Source organism: Halomicronema sp. CCY15110 (assembly GCF_016888165.1).
GTDB lineage: Bacteria > Cyanobacteriota > Cyanobacteriia > Phormidesmidales > Phormidesmidaceae > Halomicronema.
Window position 1 is genome coordinate 17,550 of sequence record NZ_JACSWC010000396.1, and the last position, 15,101, is coordinate 32,650.

The following is a 15,101-nucleotide window of genomic DNA, read 5'->3' on the forward strand; positions in this document are numbered from 1 at the left end:
CTGCAACCTACGAACTGCCCACCCGTTACGTGTGGCCGCGATCGCACTCGCCTGTCCAGCGGGCGATCGCCCCACCGCTGTCTAGGCATCCTAATGGCAACGCTTCAATTTAATTTGCCAAGACCCTGAAATGACGATTGGTGTCGCTTACCATACTTTAGATTTCAGGGTTCAGAGAAGATGGTACGCTAATTAGCCATCGTAGCCACTGAGTCGTTTAACCGGAACTTGCCTGGTACGCACAGGGAGCACTGGATGCGAATTCGGCAGGGCGCGATCGCCATACTGTTACACTCCAGACTTTTTTGATGCATCAATATTCTTGGGGCGCTTTACGTTTGACGCGGCAACTGATCCACCGATCTCGATGGGTTGTCCTGGGGGCGATCGCGGCGATCGTGCTATCCGTCTCTGGGACCAGTGCCGATGCGCCCGAGTCGAACTACGAGTTGGCGCAGGCCGCACCGTTTAACCAGGTGACGACCTATCCCATCACGGCGCTACCGTCAGCGGCGACCTATCGGCCCCTGGGCGACTGGACTGGGCGACTCATTTTGCCCAGCGAAGAGGACTATGCCGCTGACCCCAGCGACTGGGCGTGGTTAGAAGTGTGGCATACCCCGGCCAATCCAGAACTATTGGGGCAGCAGGTCAAAGTCGCCTGGCAGGACGCCCCCTTACTTCAGTCCTATGTGGAAGCCGTCACGCGGGATGTGGCATTTTCCGATCGCGCCTACAAGTTTTGGGAGGGGGGCACTATTGTGCCTATCCGGTTAGATGGTCGGCAAAACGTGGGGCCACTGCAATCACTGGCGGGGGCTCGCCCCAAAGACGATGTCACCGTCAAGCTAGTCGGCGACCCAGTGCTAGCCAATGAAAACGGTCAACCCGTGGTGCGGGTGGGTTTAGAACCCGTGCAAGTGACGGGGCGCGAATATGCTCTGGTGCAGGTGCTGGAACCTGATACGACGGTTGATCAGCCCTTGCCAGAAGCGTGCCCAGGGGCAACCCCCTGCCCAACGGAATATTTCCAAGTCCAGCATTTCAACGCGACCACCAAGGATTTCACCGGGCCAGCCGAAACGATTCGCATTCCCCAGCAGCCCATGCTGAAGGGCGATCGCTTCTTTTCCAATATTCACGAACTGGCCGACTCCCCGGCCGGTAGCGAGGGCTGGTATGTATATGGTGCGCGGGATGACGCAGGCGTGTTTACGGTGCAGGCGCTGAAGCCGCGCCACCTCATGCAGCTCAACCCAGATGAAGTCATCTTGGGCGAAAAAGCGGGACGCAACTATCTAGATCGCCAGAACTGGAACAATACTCCAGAGCGTAAAGGACTGGCCCAAAAGGTGCTGGTGAGTCCCACAGCGGAGACTCCAGAGGCGGCGATCGCGGCCTGGCAGGTGGGCGACTATGCGCTGCTGATGCATCTGTTTGGGGGCATCGGTGGCGAAAATCAAGAATTCACCCCGGCGGGTACGGTGACGGGACACTTTGCCTACGGGCTGGCCCAAGTGATCGAAGAGCCCATCGCCCAGGAACCGCAATTTCAAATTAATTACCAGCAAATCTATACCCACAATGGGGGCGCGATCATCGCCGGCACCCACGATTGGGCGTCTTACACGGGCGACATGCAGCGGGGTTGGCTGGGGCAGCGACCCCTGTCCGATATTGTGGTCAAGCTCGACTATTTCATCGAAGACTTGCAGCTCGGCGACACCACGCTGTCTTTATTTCGGGAACTGCTGATTCAGGCGCAGATTATTGCGGCCCGCTATCGGACGGGCGATGGGGCGGGAGTCACGGCAATTTCGCCCGCCACCTCTTGTATGCAGGACTCGAACCAGGCGCTGTTTATTGCGACCGAGCAAATTCGCTTGCGGGCGCAACAAGATCCCAACGTCCAGTCATATATTGAGGCCAACCCGAACGATCCCGAGGTCCAGAAAGTTGAGCAGTTCGTGGCTTTAGCGACCGATTTGCGCCAGTCCTTGGCCCCCTACGGCGTGATCCGTCCCGACTGGCAGAATAATGCCGAAACCCTGGCTGGAGTCAACGCGCGGGGCAACGAGTTGGCTACCCGTAGCGGCTTGCTAGCGGGGATCTTGAGCTGGCGCTCGATGATGCCCCGCTGGGGACAGGACGATATCGCGTTTATCTTTCTCAAAAATGGAGCCGACCTCTGGTTCTTGCGGCCCAACCAAGTTGGCGGCGATGACCCGACGATCGCGCCCATCCCTCCCACGGCTTTGTTTGGGCTGATTCCTGGCGTGTCGCGGGTGGCGCTGCGGCTGGCGCGGAGCTTTGCCGTCCCCCTTTCCGGCGCGGTGGTGGGCTATACCCTGCTGGCATTAGGGGCGATCGCTGCTGTCACCCTCAGTTACGGGCGGCGGAGCGGCCTGCTGCATGCTGAGTTCAACGTAGACAATCCGCTCAAAGCGGTGCTGAATTTAGTCAAATTGTTTTTTATACCCGCTCTGCTGGAGGAAATCATCTTCCGGGTCAGCTTATTACCGCACCCGACTGAAGGCGTACCCACATGGCGCTGGTTAGCGTGGGCGGCCCTCAGTATTGGCTTATTTGTGCTGTACCACTTCGCCTTCAGTTGGCTCCGGCCCCAAGCTGGAGGAGTATTGCGCGATCGCCGTTTGTTGCTGCTGGCCTGTTGGATTGGACTGGTCTTAACCGTGCTATACGGCCTCACCGGGTCAATGTTGGCGGTGACCGTGGTGCATTGGCTGGTTGTTGTGGCTTGGCTCTACGGCTTTGGCGGTCTGGCGCAATTGCAGGGTAGGAGCCCGGACGCCACGGCCAACGGTTGAGCAGTTGCCAGAACCCAACGCTGCGTTGCCATCGTGCCGCTCGCACCGCACGGCCCCATCTTCAGCAATCAAGCGCGATCGCACCTCGCGTCCACGGATTAGGGGCGGACAGCCAGAGCCGTCAGAAGCTTAATCCGACCGCATTTTGAACTTTGAATTTTGAAATTTAAAGTCCGCACTGTGCTGTGGCCTGTCCGCCCCCCATGCACTGAACCGAAATGAAGCGGTCGCCGTGGATCATTCGGCATGCTTTTGCAGGAGACTGATTTCAAAGGATTGCAGGTGGTCGGGCAAATCGATGGTGCTACCGGTTTCATAGTCGGTGGACAGCAGAACATGCCAGCCGGTGCGATCGACGGGTACATCTAGAGTAAACGGCTGCTCATAGGCAAAGTTGATCGCCACCAGCACCGTTTCGGTCTCGGTTTCCCGCAGATAGGCCAGATGCTCATGGGGATAATGGATGAGGGGCCGCCAACGGCCAGATTGCAACGCTGTGCTATGGTTCCGCACCTGCAATAGCCGCCGATAGAAATTCAGAATAGAGTCCGGGTCAGCCAGTTCGCTCTGCACATTCACATCGGCATAGTTGGCGTGCACTGGTAGCCAGGGCTCGACCGCTTTACCGAAGCTGAATCCAGCCTGGGGTGAGTCATCCCACTGCATGGGGGTGCGGGCACCGTCACGGGGCGGCGGGGTTTCGCCCGTAGCGCTTTTCAGCACGGCATGATCTTGCAGCTGATCCGGGGGAATCTCCGTGTTGTCCACCATCCCTAACTCTTGACCGTAATAGAGCAGCGGCGTGCCCCGAATCGTCAACAGCAGCGTGGCTGCCGCCTTGGCGATCGCTTGGGTATCAACACAGAGGCTGCACTCAACCCAGCGCGACAGATGCCGAGGCAGATCGTGGTTATCCAAGAAGTAGCAGGGCCAAGCGTCGGGTGGGTTGATCTTTTCTTGTTTCTCGATTTCCCGCTGTAAATAACCGGGATACCAGGGACTAAAGGGAAATTCAAAGGTGATGGGTAGGTGCAATTCGTCATTATGGACGCCGTGAAAAATCACGGAATCGTAGAGGCGGTTATCGATGAAGGTTTCACCAATCAGCACGCGCTCATCGTAGGTCTCCAAAATGGCGCGGAGTTCCCGGATGATTTGGTGATTGTCCGGCAGATTTTTGTCGTAGAGGTGGTGGTAATTGTTGTAATCGTTTTTGTCGGTCGCGCCATATTTCAGCGGGTTGTCACGAAAGTAGGGATCCTTGCTGTACACGCTAGACGCATCCAGGCGAAACCCATCGACTCCACGATCCAGCCAAAACCGCACAATGTCATAAATGGCGGCGCGGACGTCAGGATTTTGCCAATTCAGATCGGGCTGGTTTTGGTTGAAGGTATGGAAGTAGAACTGATCGCGCTGTTCGCAATAGGTCCACCCACTGCCGCCAAAGTAAGACTGCCAATTATTCGGGCGATCGCGCCCCTCAAACGGGGTCTGCCAAAGATACCAGTCGGCCTTTGGGTTGTCTTGACTGCGGCAAGATTCCCCAAACCAGGGATGCTGATTTGAGGTGTGGTTCACCACTAAATCGAGAATGATTTTGATGCCGCGATCGTGGGCTTTAGCCAGCAACTCGTCAAAGTCTGCTAACGTGCCGAACGTGGGGCAAATGTCTTGATAATCGACAATGTCATAGCCATTGTCGATCATGGGGGATTTGTTGATGGGCGACAGCCAAATGGCGTCGATCCCCAAGGCCGAGCGACTCTTCGGATCGCCGTCATTCAAATAGTCCAGTCGCTGAATAATGCCGCGCAAGTCCCCAGTGCCATCCCCGTTAGCATCGGCAAAGGTCAAAGGGTAGATTTGGTAGATGACGCCAGTTTCCCACCAGCGATGAGAACGAAAAAAATTGGACTGGATCATGAAAATGGGGCCTGCAATAATGCGCGATCGCCCTTCCATCATGGCGGTTAGCAGCTATGGGGAACTAAAAGTAATATGAAATCTCACAAAGCCGCCTACGGATCGAGTCTGACAAGGCAGAATCGAAGGGGATGATCCACCCCAAAAAGTGATCGCTAGAATTCAAATATTACTGTATAGTTGTAAAGCATTTATTCAAGGGATGATGTCATGGAAGCAAGCTGGATTGCCGGACTGATTGGCGGCATCTTGATCGGGCTAAGCGCCACCATTTTATTAGCCTTTAACGGTCGCATTGCGGGCATTGGCGGCATGGTGAATGGCGCGCTGACCTTTGCCCGAGCCGAACAGTGGCGCTGGTGGTTTTTGGGCGGCATGTTGGGGGGCGGCGCTTGGTATGAATATGGGTTGGCCCCTCAGCCCACCCCCACGTCAACCTTTGCGCCCTGGGCCATGGTGATTGGCGGCTTTATCGTTGGGTTTGGCACTCGTATGGGCAATGGCTGTACCAGTGGTCACGGGGTCTGCGGGCTGGGACGCTTGTCGGGGCGATCGCTGGCCGCCGTCATGACCTTTATGGTCACTGCTGCTGTGACGGTCTTCATCACGCGCCACGTGATCGGCCTCTAGTCCGACAACCGCTCACTCATTTAACTCACCCATTTCAGGAGAACATCACCATGCGAGAAAAAGGGTTAGCCCTGATTGCCGGATTATTGTTTGGTTTAGGACTGGGCATATCCCAGATGATCGATCGCGAACGAGTGCTCGGCTTTTTAGACGTTACAGGCGATTGGGACCCGACCCTAGCCTTTGTGATGGGCGGGGCCGTCTTGGTCACGCTGATTAGCTTTCGCTTTGTGTTGCGGCGACCTCACCCAATTTTTAGCACCAAGTTTTATCTGCCCACCCGTAACGATATCGATCGCCCGCTACTCATCGGGGCGGGACTGTTTGGTATCGGCTGGGGTATTGCCGGCTATTGTCCGGGGCCAGCGATTACCGCAACGGTGCTGGGCATTGCCAATCCCTTTATTTTTCTGGCCGCGATGATTGCCGGATCGTTGGCGTATCGAGCGATCGCCCCCCGACTGGCTGCCCCCCAATCACCGACCCCCTCACAGCCCGTGACTAAATAGCCCTAGTCTGTCTCGTTGGCGGCGTTGAGATGAGGTCGCAGCTTCATGCGCACCACAATGGCCGTAATGTTGTCATGGCCGTTGTGGTCGTTAGCCAGATCGATCAAATCCGCTACCCCGTCTTCTAAATTCACTTTGGTGCGCATCAGCGGCGTGAGGTGTGACTCGACGTGGCTCTCCAGCAGTTCGTTATCGCTGAGCCCGTCCGAACACAGCACCAACAGCGTATCTTGGCTAACCGTGAGAGACGTAATGGTGGGCGCAATTTCCTGATTGCTGCGGGGGCCAAGGGCCTGGGTCAGTTGGTAGGCATCGGGGCGGGCATAGGCGATCGCTGGTTCCACCCCGCGATTAATTTCTCGCTGCCCCACCTCGTGATCGACCGTGAGTTGGCTTAACCCCTGCCGTGTCAGGCCATAGAGGCGACTGTCCCCCACATGGGCCACGGCGACTTGACTGTTATGCACCAACACCATGACCAAAGTGGTGCCCATCCGGGCATTACCCGCCCGCTCTTCCGATTCATTCTGGTCAAAAATGGCTTGGTTAGCCTGCAAAATGCCCGTTCTAATGACATCTTCATCAGGCAAATCACCTTGCCAATACTCGTCAAAATACTCTTTGAGGGAGGTGACCGCAATTTGGCTGGCCACTTCACCCCCCGAATGGCCCCCCATGCCATCGCACAAAATGTATAGTCCCCGGGCAGTGATCTGAGTGCCCGCCGGATTATTCACCCGTTGAATCTCAGTATGGGCAAAAAAGGAATCTTCGTTGTGCGCCCGTTGCCGCCCCACATGGGTGCGCCCGGCCTCATCCAGCCGATACAGTCGCATGGGCAAGGCCATGGTGGGCAGGTCACCCAGGTTGCTATCATCACTTGTCACCTCAGCGGTCAAGGAGTCATTGGGGTCGGCTTCGAGTTCTGGGACAAGCAAGAGGTCTTCGACGCCCAGGAGAGGTGAGTCGGCGATGGTGGTGGCCTCGGAGGCAGGGGCGATCGCTGCTGCCAATAATACTTCTGGGGCCGCCAGGGAATCTTCGGCGGGCTCGACGGGCGGCGGCGCAGCCTCATCGGCGGCGGGTGGGGGCACCGCTGCAGGATCCGATAAGTGGTCGGCAATCTCGACCAGTCGATTTTGGACGATCGTGGGGTCGTCTAAAACCCCTGCGACCAAATCCGTCACCAGGTCATCTAAGCGTTCAGATTGCGGTAGCGCCAGCTGAGCCAGCCAGGTTTGCCACAGTTGCCCCAAGGTGGGCAGCGTGGGGGGCGTGTCATCAGGGTTGAAAATTAAACGCTGGAGACACACAATTTGGTCGTCATCGACCCGCAGATTGTCAGGCTCTAAGATGCTCGTTTCAGCAGCAAAGGGCGACAGGATGATCCACAACGCGATGATTTCATAAAACCAGTGCACAAGCTCCAAGGGCTCCACTAACCCCGCGCTGACCAGATCCATTAATGTGCGCCAAGTTGTGCGATCTTCGATCACCGTGATGGCGTAGTCCTCAGTTTGCCAGGCAGCTTGCAGTTCTGGCACTACTGGATACAGTGACTCTTGGAGTTCCCAATAAGGAAAGGCCAGCGGGGGAATCATTTGGTCGATCGCGGCCTGATCTAGATCGTCTGGGGCATTTTCCAAAAACTCGACCAGCGGGGAATCGGCAGCCGGCTCACAGTCCAAAATGCTCAGAATGGTGACGGCACCGCTGAGGGGTTTATCGGCATCGGTCGGTTGTCTGAGCTGATAGCGTTCTTGGCCTTTGAGGCGATTTTGGGGGGTGAGCAACGTGGTGACGGTGGCCACAGCGGTCGCTGACGGCGAGGCCGCATCGATTGAGTTTACCGGGGCGGTCTCCTGGGATGAGCACTCGCTGGGGCCATCAATGGGCAGCACAATGGCCTGCAACTCCCTGAGCGCTTTGCCACATTTTTGGCAAAACCGATTTTGAAGGGGATTCTCAGATTGGCAGTGCGGACAGACAAACATGGCCAGCGACCTAAACTGCTATGTCGGTAAGCATTGGGCAAAGCTGTATCACCATAGCTTACCGGAAGAATTCTAAATGAGTGGATTCACACAAATTCAGTCATCTTATCTTGCCTAGTGTGCCCGACCCTGACGCGAAAAAATAAATTGCTCAACTCAAAACTGTTCAAGGGGGACGATCGCCCCTCCGGAAACAATTTTGAGGGATCGCAACTTGTGTGGGTCACCGCCATGACTACCGCGCCAGCGCATTTTCGACCAGGAGCTGTTGCACCTCGGCGGGGGCAAGCGATCGCCACTCGCCTGGGGCTAATCCGGCGAGGTTCTGGCTGCCGATCGCCCAGCGCACCAGTCGCAGGGTCGGATGACCCACGGCGGCGGTCATGCGGCGCACCTGGCGATTGCGGCCTTCGGTCAAGGTCATCTCTAACCAAGCAGTCGGCACTGATTTGCGATAGCGAATAGGAGGATCGCGGGGCGGCAACTGCGGGGGCTCCGGCAATAGCCGGACTTGGGCCGGACGTGTTGGCTGGCCTTGAATCATGACGCCCTGACAGAGTTGCGCGATCGCCGCAGCTTCAGGTATGCGCTCCACCTGCACCCAATAAGTACGCGGATGACCATACTCGGGCGTGCTCAGGCGGTGTTGCAGTTGCCCATGATTGGTGAGCAGCAACAGCCCTTCACTATCGCGATCGAGCCGTCCCACTGGGTACACATTTTCCACGGGAATGAAGTCTTTGAGGGTAGCGCGATCGCCCTGACTATCGGTAAATTGGCTCAGCACATCATAGGGCTTGTAAAAAATCAGGTATTGGTATGGCCCGCCGGAGGCCCGATGGGTTGAGTGGCGGGAACGAGGGCGGCGATCGCGGTTTACCGATTTGGGCACAACATCCTCACTGCGAAATGGCGTCAATAGATGTAACTGATTGCTGCGTTTTTTTCAAAAATATTGAGAAATGCTGCTAGCGAAAATGAGGCTTATATCCTGATAAATAACTTCGCTGCTAAATCTCAGAGAAATTATGGATAAGTTACAAAAATATCGCTTTAGCTGCACACTGACCTTTGGTGACATTTATGGCCAGGTAATTGCTTGGCTAATGGTTTTGCTCATTAGTCTGGCCGCAGCGATGGGACTGATGGGAGCGCGTCAACCGCTCTATGCGTTGGTTTCGGTAGGCTTGGTATTGGTTCTGTCCTTGCCGTTTCTCTTGTTTGCGTTTGTCACGACCTTGGTTAACCACATTGAGTTTGTCGCGGTAGAGCCCCAAGCCGAAACCAAAGCGGCGAGTGCGGCTCCGGCTACTCAGCAGCCCGCCCAAGCGGTCTAAAGTTAACGCCATTCTGAGCTACTTTGAACTGCCATGTCCCGGCGATCGCTCATTAACGGCAATCTCCGGGACATTGCTTTAGGGCAGTCAGAGATCGTCGGCTTCCGAGCTGCTCTGAAGCGCGAGTTCCGGCGATCGAGGGGGCCGACTGTTCCGCCGCGTGACTCGGGAGCCAAGATTCGTTACGCTACCGAGAAGACTCAACCCATCAGACTGACGGGTCGGGGTGGCGAAGGGGGCAGGGTGTTTTATCTTGGTTGCGCGGTGTGGGCGTTTAAGGCATGGGTCGGAGATTTTTATCCCGCTGGAACCAAGTCCAGTGCTTTTTTGCAGCTGTATGGCGATCGCTTCACCACGGTCGAAGGCAACACCACGTTTTATTCCATTCCCGATGCAGCTACGGTGGATCGCTGGGCCGCGCAAACGCCCGAGACCTTTCGCTTTTGTCCCAAAATTCCCCGGCTCTATTCCCACAGCGGCGCGTTGATGCCCCATTTTGACGACGCGCTGGCCTTCCTCACCACCCTGCAACGACTGGGGCCGCGCCTCGGGCCAATCTTTTTGCAGTTGCCGCCCAGCTACAGTCCCGATCGCTTTGCCGACCTGCGGGATTTTCTGACCCAATGGCCGCGTGAGAGTGCGCCCATCTCGGTGGAAGTGCGGCACCTGGCCTGGTTTGAGCGACTCCAGGCCCAGCGGCTGAACGATACGCTGCAACAACTCGGTGTCGGTCGCGTGCTGCTGGATACCCGCACCATGTACGACGGGCAGGCAGACGGGCTGCCCGATCCGCAACTGACTTCCGAACGGCGCAAGCCCCAGGTGCCCTTACAGCCCATCACGACGGCAGATTTCACCCTCGTGCGCTACATCAGCCACCCCGATTTGAATTTCAACGAATCCTATATTTTGCAGTGGGTGCCGTGCCTGGTGGACTGGATGCGCCAGGGCAAAACGGTCTATCTGTTTATTCATTGTCCTGATGAAGCGCGATCGCCTGCCATTGCCCGCTACTTTTACGACACATTGCAGGGGGCTTATCCGGAGTTGCCCGCCCTACCTTGGGACTCCGTAAAGCCGCCCGATGCCCAACTCAGTCTGTTTTGAGACGACGCGGCAACCGTATGCGCACCAAAATCAGCGTCGCCACCAAAATGAAGGTAGCGAAATAGGCCATGGATGAAATCGCCGGGGTGTCGGTATGGCGTGCCGCGATCGCGATGTAGGCCCACACATACACCAGCGTAAAGGGAATATCTTGTTGGGTAAAAATGACGGCGAGGGCGATGACAGCGCTGACCGAAATCATGATCACCGTCCACAGTTCACCGCTGAGCCCCCCCCCCTGCCATCCCGCGTCATACAGGGCCGAAGCCACATTAATGATGGTCGCTACCGAGATCCACGCCAAGTAAGTACTGAAAGGATAAATGGCAAACCAGCGCCGTTTGCGATCGACCCGATCCATCCGCAACACGCCGTAGGCCCCCATCAGCGGTAGCAAAATGCCCAGCATCGCCACGATTGACCAGATGAAATATTGCAGGGTAAACAGAAAAATCCAGATGATTTGCGCGATGCAGGCGATAATCAACAGCCAGTCCACTGGCCGGATAATCGGATCCCTCTGACTGGCTGGCTTGATCTGGTAAATGCCGTAGGCAATGAGCCCCAGATAAATCACGCCCCAAATGGCGAAGGCATAGTTGGCGGGAGTAATCAGCACACCGGCAAGCACGGTATTGGCAATTTCGCCGACGTTTTGCCCCCCAGGTGGATAAAAGTTCGACAGAGTATTGATGGCGAGGGTGCCAATGATGGCAATGGGCGTGGCGATCGCTAACAGCCATCCGCCGCGTTTTGTCTGCCCGGTTGTATCCATAACCCACCTGCAAATGACCTGTTTCCATCCTGCCTCACAACGCGATCTTTCTCCTCTATCCAATCGCAGGCTTTGGCAGAATGTAGGCAACGTTTGCCAACAAGAGCGCGATGAAAACGATTGGACTGCTGGGGGGGATGAGCTGGGAAAGTACGATGTCGTACTACCAGCAGATTAATGAGGGGGTGAAAGCGCGACTGGGGGGACTGCATTCCGCCAAGATTGTGCTGTACAGCGTGGATTTTCACGAAATTGAGCAATTGCAGCGTCAGGGCGACTGGGCGGCAGCGGGGGCGGCATTGGCCCAGGCGGGGCGATCGCTCCAGGTAGCGGGAGCCGATTTCCTGGTGATCTGCACGAATACCATGCACAAGGTCGAGCCCGCGATCGCGGCTGCCATTGACATTCCCATTTTGCACATTGCCGATGCCACTGCCGCCGCCATCACCGCCCAAGGCATTCAGACGGTGGGCCTACTCGGCACTCAATTCACCATGGAGCAGACCTTCTACAAACATCGCTTGATTGAACGACATGGGTTGAACGTGCTGGTGCCCGAGGCCAGCGATCGGGCTGTCATTCACCGCATCATCTACGATGAACTTTGCCTGGGCATCATCGATCGCACCTCCCGCGATGCTTACCTCGCCTTCATCCAAAAGCTTCAACAGCAGGGGGCTCAGGGCATCATCGCCGGTTGCACCGAAATCACCCTACTCATCAACGCTGCCGACCTGACCGTTCCCCTCTTTGACACGACCGCACTCCACGCCGCCGCCGCTGTGGAATATGCCTTGGCATCAGTGGCTTAACGCCAATTTGGCTGCATGGTTCAGTGTTGGTGGAGTGAAATTGCCATCCCGTTTAGTAACCGCTTTATGGCCTCAGCAATACCGCTCAGGCTGAGCTCGTCGAAGCCGACTAACCCGGCAACTAACTCAGGGCAAACGGTATGAGAACGGCTGTCTTTGACTCTTTTAGGCATCGGCAGGGGGCGGGGACGGTACAATTTCGACCGTTCCTGTGCGACCGTCCAACCGAATGAGCTGCCCATCGTGAAACTGCTGGGTGGCCTGCTCAATATTCATCACGGCGGGAATGCCGTATTCCCGCGCGACGATCGCCCCGTGGGACAAGCGCCCCCCCACTTCGGCCACCAATCCTGCTGCTTGGGCCAACACCGGTGCCCACCCTGCATCGGTATACGGCACCACAAGAATCGTATTCGGCGCGAGCTTGGCCGTCAGCTTGAGCGATGTCAGCACCTTGACGGGGCCTTGCACCTGCCCCGCACTGGCCCCAATGCCCTGCAAGACGCCTGCTTGCAGCGGCTGAGCGGTGGCGATCGCGGACGGGTCAGGGGGCGGATCGTCGCCGTACACCACAAACGGCACCGAGGAAAAGGCCTGGTGCTGGGTGAATTGCGATCGCCGTTCGGCCACCAATGCTTGCATCGGTTGCTGGGTTTTCAACCCAGCTTGGAGTTCGGCGTAAGTCAGGAAAAAGGCGTCCCCCGGTTGGTCAATCAGGGCTTGGGCGATCGCCGCCTGCTCCAGGGCCAAGAGGCTCCACCGCAGCTCGGCCAGCAGTCGCAAATACACTTCTGCCACCCGCCCTTTGAGGTTGAGGCGCGGCTGCACCTGGCGATACCTCCACCCGGTTTGGTCGGTAGAAGACTCGCGGGGCTCGGGGTCGCGCTCTCCGCTGGGGGTCGGTGGCGACAGCAAAAATTGCAAAAATAGGTCGCGCACGGGCTGCGGATCTTCGTACCAGGTAGGCACGGCAATGTCGGTACCCACTTCGCTCAAGTAGCCGTAGCGGTGGGCGATCGCGTCGAGCTGCTGGCTCACCGTTTCACCGTCAGGCAGTGCCGTCAATTCCGTCCACACTTTTTCCGGCGGCAGGTCAGGGGCGATCGCGGACAACTGTGCCACCAGCGTCGGCGACTGCGATCGAGTGGTTTGCGCGAGTGCCTGCACCGCTTGAATCGAGGCCACTTCAGGCTGTTGGCGTTGATCCAGAGCCGTTTCAGGAATTTTGAACAGGCTGCGGCGGAGCGCAAAGCCCAGGGGGGCCAAAATGTTGTAGTAGGTCGCTCGGTTTAGCTGGGCCAAAATTAGTTCCACCCGACCAAAGAGCTCCTCCACGGTGAGTTTAGCGGCAGGATGTTGTTCGAGGTGGGTCAGGGTCGGGCTGAAATGAGTCTGGTCGTCCTGCTCAAAGTCTCGCCGCAGCGTCCATTCTCGCTTAACCAGACGCAGGAGGCCGGGCACATTTTTGAGGGTACTGGCGATCGGCGGCTGACTAAATTTGGCCCCCATAGTGAGAAATTCCAAGCTCTCGGGAGGCAGGCCCATACGCCGAAAAATGTCGCCCAGCAGCGTGGCGTTAAAGTACGCGCGGGAATAGTGCAGCGTCGCCGTGTCTTCAAAATTCAGACCATCGGCCCGTGGCCCCAACACAATAGTGAAAATTTGTCCCCAGACGCCACAGGTGAGCGGGCGGTTAATCGACCACGTCAGGGGCCGAATGACGCCGGGAATCACTTCAGCGGCAATTTTTCGCGTCCAAATTGGGGTGAGGGTGGTGATGGGCCGCGCTTGCAGCAGCCACAGCTTTTCGCCGTCAAAGCTCCATTCAATATCCTGGGGAATGCCGTGATAGTGCCGCTCTAGGTGGCGAGCCAACAACGCGACTTGTTGAATGAGTGCCGATGGAATGGCGGGATCGTCAGAGGTTGGCTCAGAAACTGGACTTGTGGCGAGATCGGCGGGGGCGATCGCCTCCACCGTCGCCGCCTCTACCGTCACTTGATATTGCTCGGGGGTCACCTGTCCCGACACCACCTGCTCGGCCCCGCCCGCCAGCGCTTCGACGACGACGGCGGAGCCAGGTTCCACCGGGTCGCGACTAAAGGCCACGCCAGAATATTGCCCCTGAATTTGCGGTTGCACTAATAACGCCAAGCCCGCTTGATCCGCCAAGCCGCGATCGCGCCGATATTGCACTGCGCCGTCCCGGTTGTAGGCGGCTCGACATTGCTCGATAGCTTGTTCGAGTGCCGTCGCGCTGGTGACCTGGGCGATCGACTCGTACTGTCCTGCTCCAGAAGCTTCCAAGCTGTCTTCATCCACGGCTGAAGACCGGACAATCCACGACTGTTGCCAGGGGGTAGTCTCCACCTGGTCTAAATGCTGAATCAGCGATCGCGCCGCTGCCCCCATCGGCAAGACCCAGCCCCTCGGCACGGCATAGCCCGCTTGCTTCAGCTCCGCCAGGGTGGCCGCTTTGTGCCCCATCGACGCGACTTGCGGTTTATCGTTGAGTGACCCAATCACATCCCGTCCTCTCAGGTATTGGAACATCTTACGAGAGTTGTCCGTGGGCGCTGGGGCCGCCAAGGCCAAATCGTCCGGTAGTTGCTGATAAATTCCCGCAATTAACAAACTCAGCCCGGTCGCGGCGGCGATCGCCCCGGGCTGCTCCGGTCGCCGGATGGCTTCCAATACGGGGATCATTGCCAACACCCCCAGCCGCGCCCACTGTCGCCGCCGCACCACCGAGAACACTACCCCGGACAGAACAAAGATCGTCGCGGCAATCACCCAGTCATGGGCCACATAGCCCCACACAACGTTGGTGGTGCCAGCGCCGCGTCCCACGATAAAACGTCCTAAGACTAGCGCAATCAGCGCGATAATTTCCCACGCTTCGACCCCAGGCAATAGCGATCGCGCCAACATCACCACGGCAATGCCTTTCAGGGCTTCTGACAGCACGGCCAATAGCCCAATCCGGGTACCACCGTGGTAAAACGCCGCCGAGACACTGATGTTGCCCGTACCGAGTTCTGTCAATTTTTGCTGGGTCAGCCCCTGCACCAGCCAAGCAATGATCGGCAAGCCGCCGATGCCAAAGGCGATCGCGCACAGCCCCCCAGCGGTAGCAGCAGAAATTGGCAATGTCATTCCCCCAAGGCACCATCAGCGTCGATC

At 57.4% G+C, this 15,101-nt stretch carries 11 protein-coding genes; 6 read left to right on the forward strand and 5 right to left on the reverse strand.

Annotation, left to right across the window (positions count from 1 at the left end):
- The first annotated feature begins 308 nt into the window (after window positions 1-308).
- Complete coding sequence (locus JUK32_RS20300) at window positions 309-2,828, forward strand: type II CAAX prenyl endopeptidase Rce1 family protein (RefSeq protein WP_204140691.1); 2,520 nt, start codon at window positions 309-311, stop codon at window positions 2,826-2,828.
- Window positions 2,829-3,065: 237 nt separating this feature from the next.
- Here the strand turns inward: JUK32_RS20300 and JUK32_RS20305 are convergent, their stop codons facing one another.
- On the reverse strand, window positions 3,066-4,754 hold the full coding sequence (locus tag JUK32_RS20305; protein WP_204140692.1) for an alpha-glucosidase: 1,689 nt from the start codon (window positions 4,752-4,754) through the stop codon (window positions 3,066-3,068).
- A gap of 210 nt (window positions 4,755-4,964) precedes the next feature.
- Here JUK32_RS20305 and JUK32_RS20310 point away from each other — a divergent pair, with 210 nt between their 5' ends.
- Entirely contained in the window at window positions 4,965-5,384 is a 420-nt protein-coding gene (locus JUK32_RS20310; protein WP_204140693.1) for a YeeE/YedE family protein, read from the forward strand.
- 50 nt (window positions 5,385-5,434) lie between these two features.
- Window positions 5,435-5,893 (forward strand): DUF6691 family protein, encoded by a 459-nt coding sequence (locus tag JUK32_RS20315; RefSeq protein ID WP_204140694.1) that lies wholly within the window; start codon window positions 5,435-5,437, stop codon window positions 5,891-5,893.
- Window positions 5,894-5,895: 2 nt separating this feature from the next.
- Here the strand turns inward: JUK32_RS20315 and JUK32_RS20320 are convergent, their stop codons facing one another.
- Both JUK32_RS20320 and JUK32_RS20325 read right to left on the reverse strand, forming a co-directional pair.
- On the reverse strand, window positions 5,896-7,887 hold the full coding sequence (locus JUK32_RS20320) for a serine/threonine phosphatase (RefSeq protein ID WP_204140695.1): 1,992 nt from the start codon (window positions 7,885-7,887) through the stop codon (window positions 5,896-5,898).
- Between the two features lie 235 nt (window positions 7,888-8,122).
- Window positions 8,123-8,698 (reverse strand): pseudouridine synthase, encoded by a 576-nt coding sequence (locus tag JUK32_RS20325; RefSeq protein ID WP_239112895.1) that lies wholly within the window; start codon window positions 8,696-8,698, stop codon window positions 8,123-8,125.
- Window positions 8,699-8,915: 217 nt separating this feature from the next.
- On the opposite strand from JUK32_RS20325, the gene JUK32_RS20330 reads away from it, so the two are divergent.
- Window positions 8,916-9,224 (forward strand): hypothetical protein, encoded by a 309-nt coding sequence (locus JUK32_RS20330; RefSeq protein WP_204140697.1) that lies wholly within the window; start codon window positions 8,916-8,918, stop codon window positions 9,222-9,224.
- 33 nt (window positions 9,225-9,257) lie between these two features.
- Complete coding sequence (locus JUK32_RS20335) at window positions 9,258-10,331, forward strand: DUF72 domain-containing protein (protein WP_204140698.1); 1,074 nt, start codon at window positions 9,258-9,260, stop codon at window positions 10,329-10,331.
- Here JUK32_RS20335 and JUK32_RS20340 read toward each other — a convergent pair.
- Window positions 10,318-11,106: a tryptophan-rich sensory protein gene (locus JUK32_RS20340; protein WP_204140699.1), complete on the reverse strand. Its 789-nt coding sequence runs from the start codon at window positions 11,104-11,106 to the stop codon at window positions 10,318-10,320. The two genes, JUK32_RS20335 and JUK32_RS20340, sit on opposite strands and share 14 nt — an antisense overlap.
- A 110-nt stretch (window positions 11,107-11,216) precedes the next feature.
- On the opposite strand from JUK32_RS20340, the gene JUK32_RS20345 reads away from it, so the two are divergent.
- Entirely contained in the window at window positions 11,217-11,918 is a 702-nt protein-coding gene (locus JUK32_RS20345; RefSeq protein WP_204140700.1) for an aspartate/glutamate racemase family protein, read from the forward strand.
- 165 nt (window positions 11,919-12,083) lie between these two features.
- On the opposite strand, the gene JUK32_RS20350 is transcribed toward JUK32_RS20345, so the two are convergent.
- Window positions 12,084-15,074, reverse strand: coding sequence for a glycerol-3-phosphate acyltransferase (locus JUK32_RS20350; protein ID WP_204140701.1), 2,991 nt, complete (start codon window positions 15,072-15,074; stop codon window positions 12,084-12,086).
- Window positions 15,075-15,101: the final 27 nt, after the last annotated feature.

Excerpts from the sequence above, each read along its gene's own strand:
- JUK32_RS20300 (WP_204140691.1), top strand. The coding sequence starts at position 309 with ATGCATCAATATTCTTGGGGCGCTTTACGTTTGACGCGGCAACTGATC.
- JUK32_RS20330 (WP_204140697.1), top strand. The coding sequence starts at position 8,916 with ATGGATAAGTTACAAAAATATCGCTTTAGCTGCACACTGACCTTTGGT.
- JUK32_RS20335 (WP_204140698.1), top strand. The coding sequence starts at position 9,258 with ATGTCCCGGCGATCGCTCATTAACGGCAATCTCCGGGACATTGCTTTA.
- JUK32_RS20345 (WP_204140700.1), top strand. The coding sequence starts at position 11,217 with ATGAAAACGATTGGACTGCTGGGGGGGATGAGCTGGGAAAGTACGATG.
- JUK32_RS20315 (WP_204140694.1), top strand. The coding sequence starts at position 5,435 with ATGCGAGAAAAAGGGTTAGCCCTGATTGCCGGATTATTGTTTGGTTTA.
- JUK32_RS20340 (WP_204140699.1), bottom strand. The coding sequence starts at position 11,106 with ATGGATACAACCGGGCAGACAAAACGCGGCGGATGGCTGTTAGCGATC.
- JUK32_RS20320 (WP_204140695.1), bottom strand. The coding sequence starts at position 7,887 with ATGTTTGTCTGTCCGCACTGCCAATCTGAGAATCCCCTTCAAAATCGG.
- JUK32_RS20305 (WP_204140692.1), bottom strand. The coding sequence starts at position 4,754 with ATGATCCAGTCCAATTTTTTTCGTTCTCATCGCTGGTGGGAAACTGGC.
- JUK32_RS20350 (WP_204140701.1), bottom strand. The coding sequence starts at position 15,074 with ATGACATTGCCAATTTCTGCTGCTACCGCTGGGGGGCTGTGCGCGATC.
- JUK32_RS20310 (WP_204140693.1), top strand. The coding sequence starts at position 4,965 with ATGGAAGCAAGCTGGATTGCCGGACTGATTGGCGGCATCTTGATCGGG.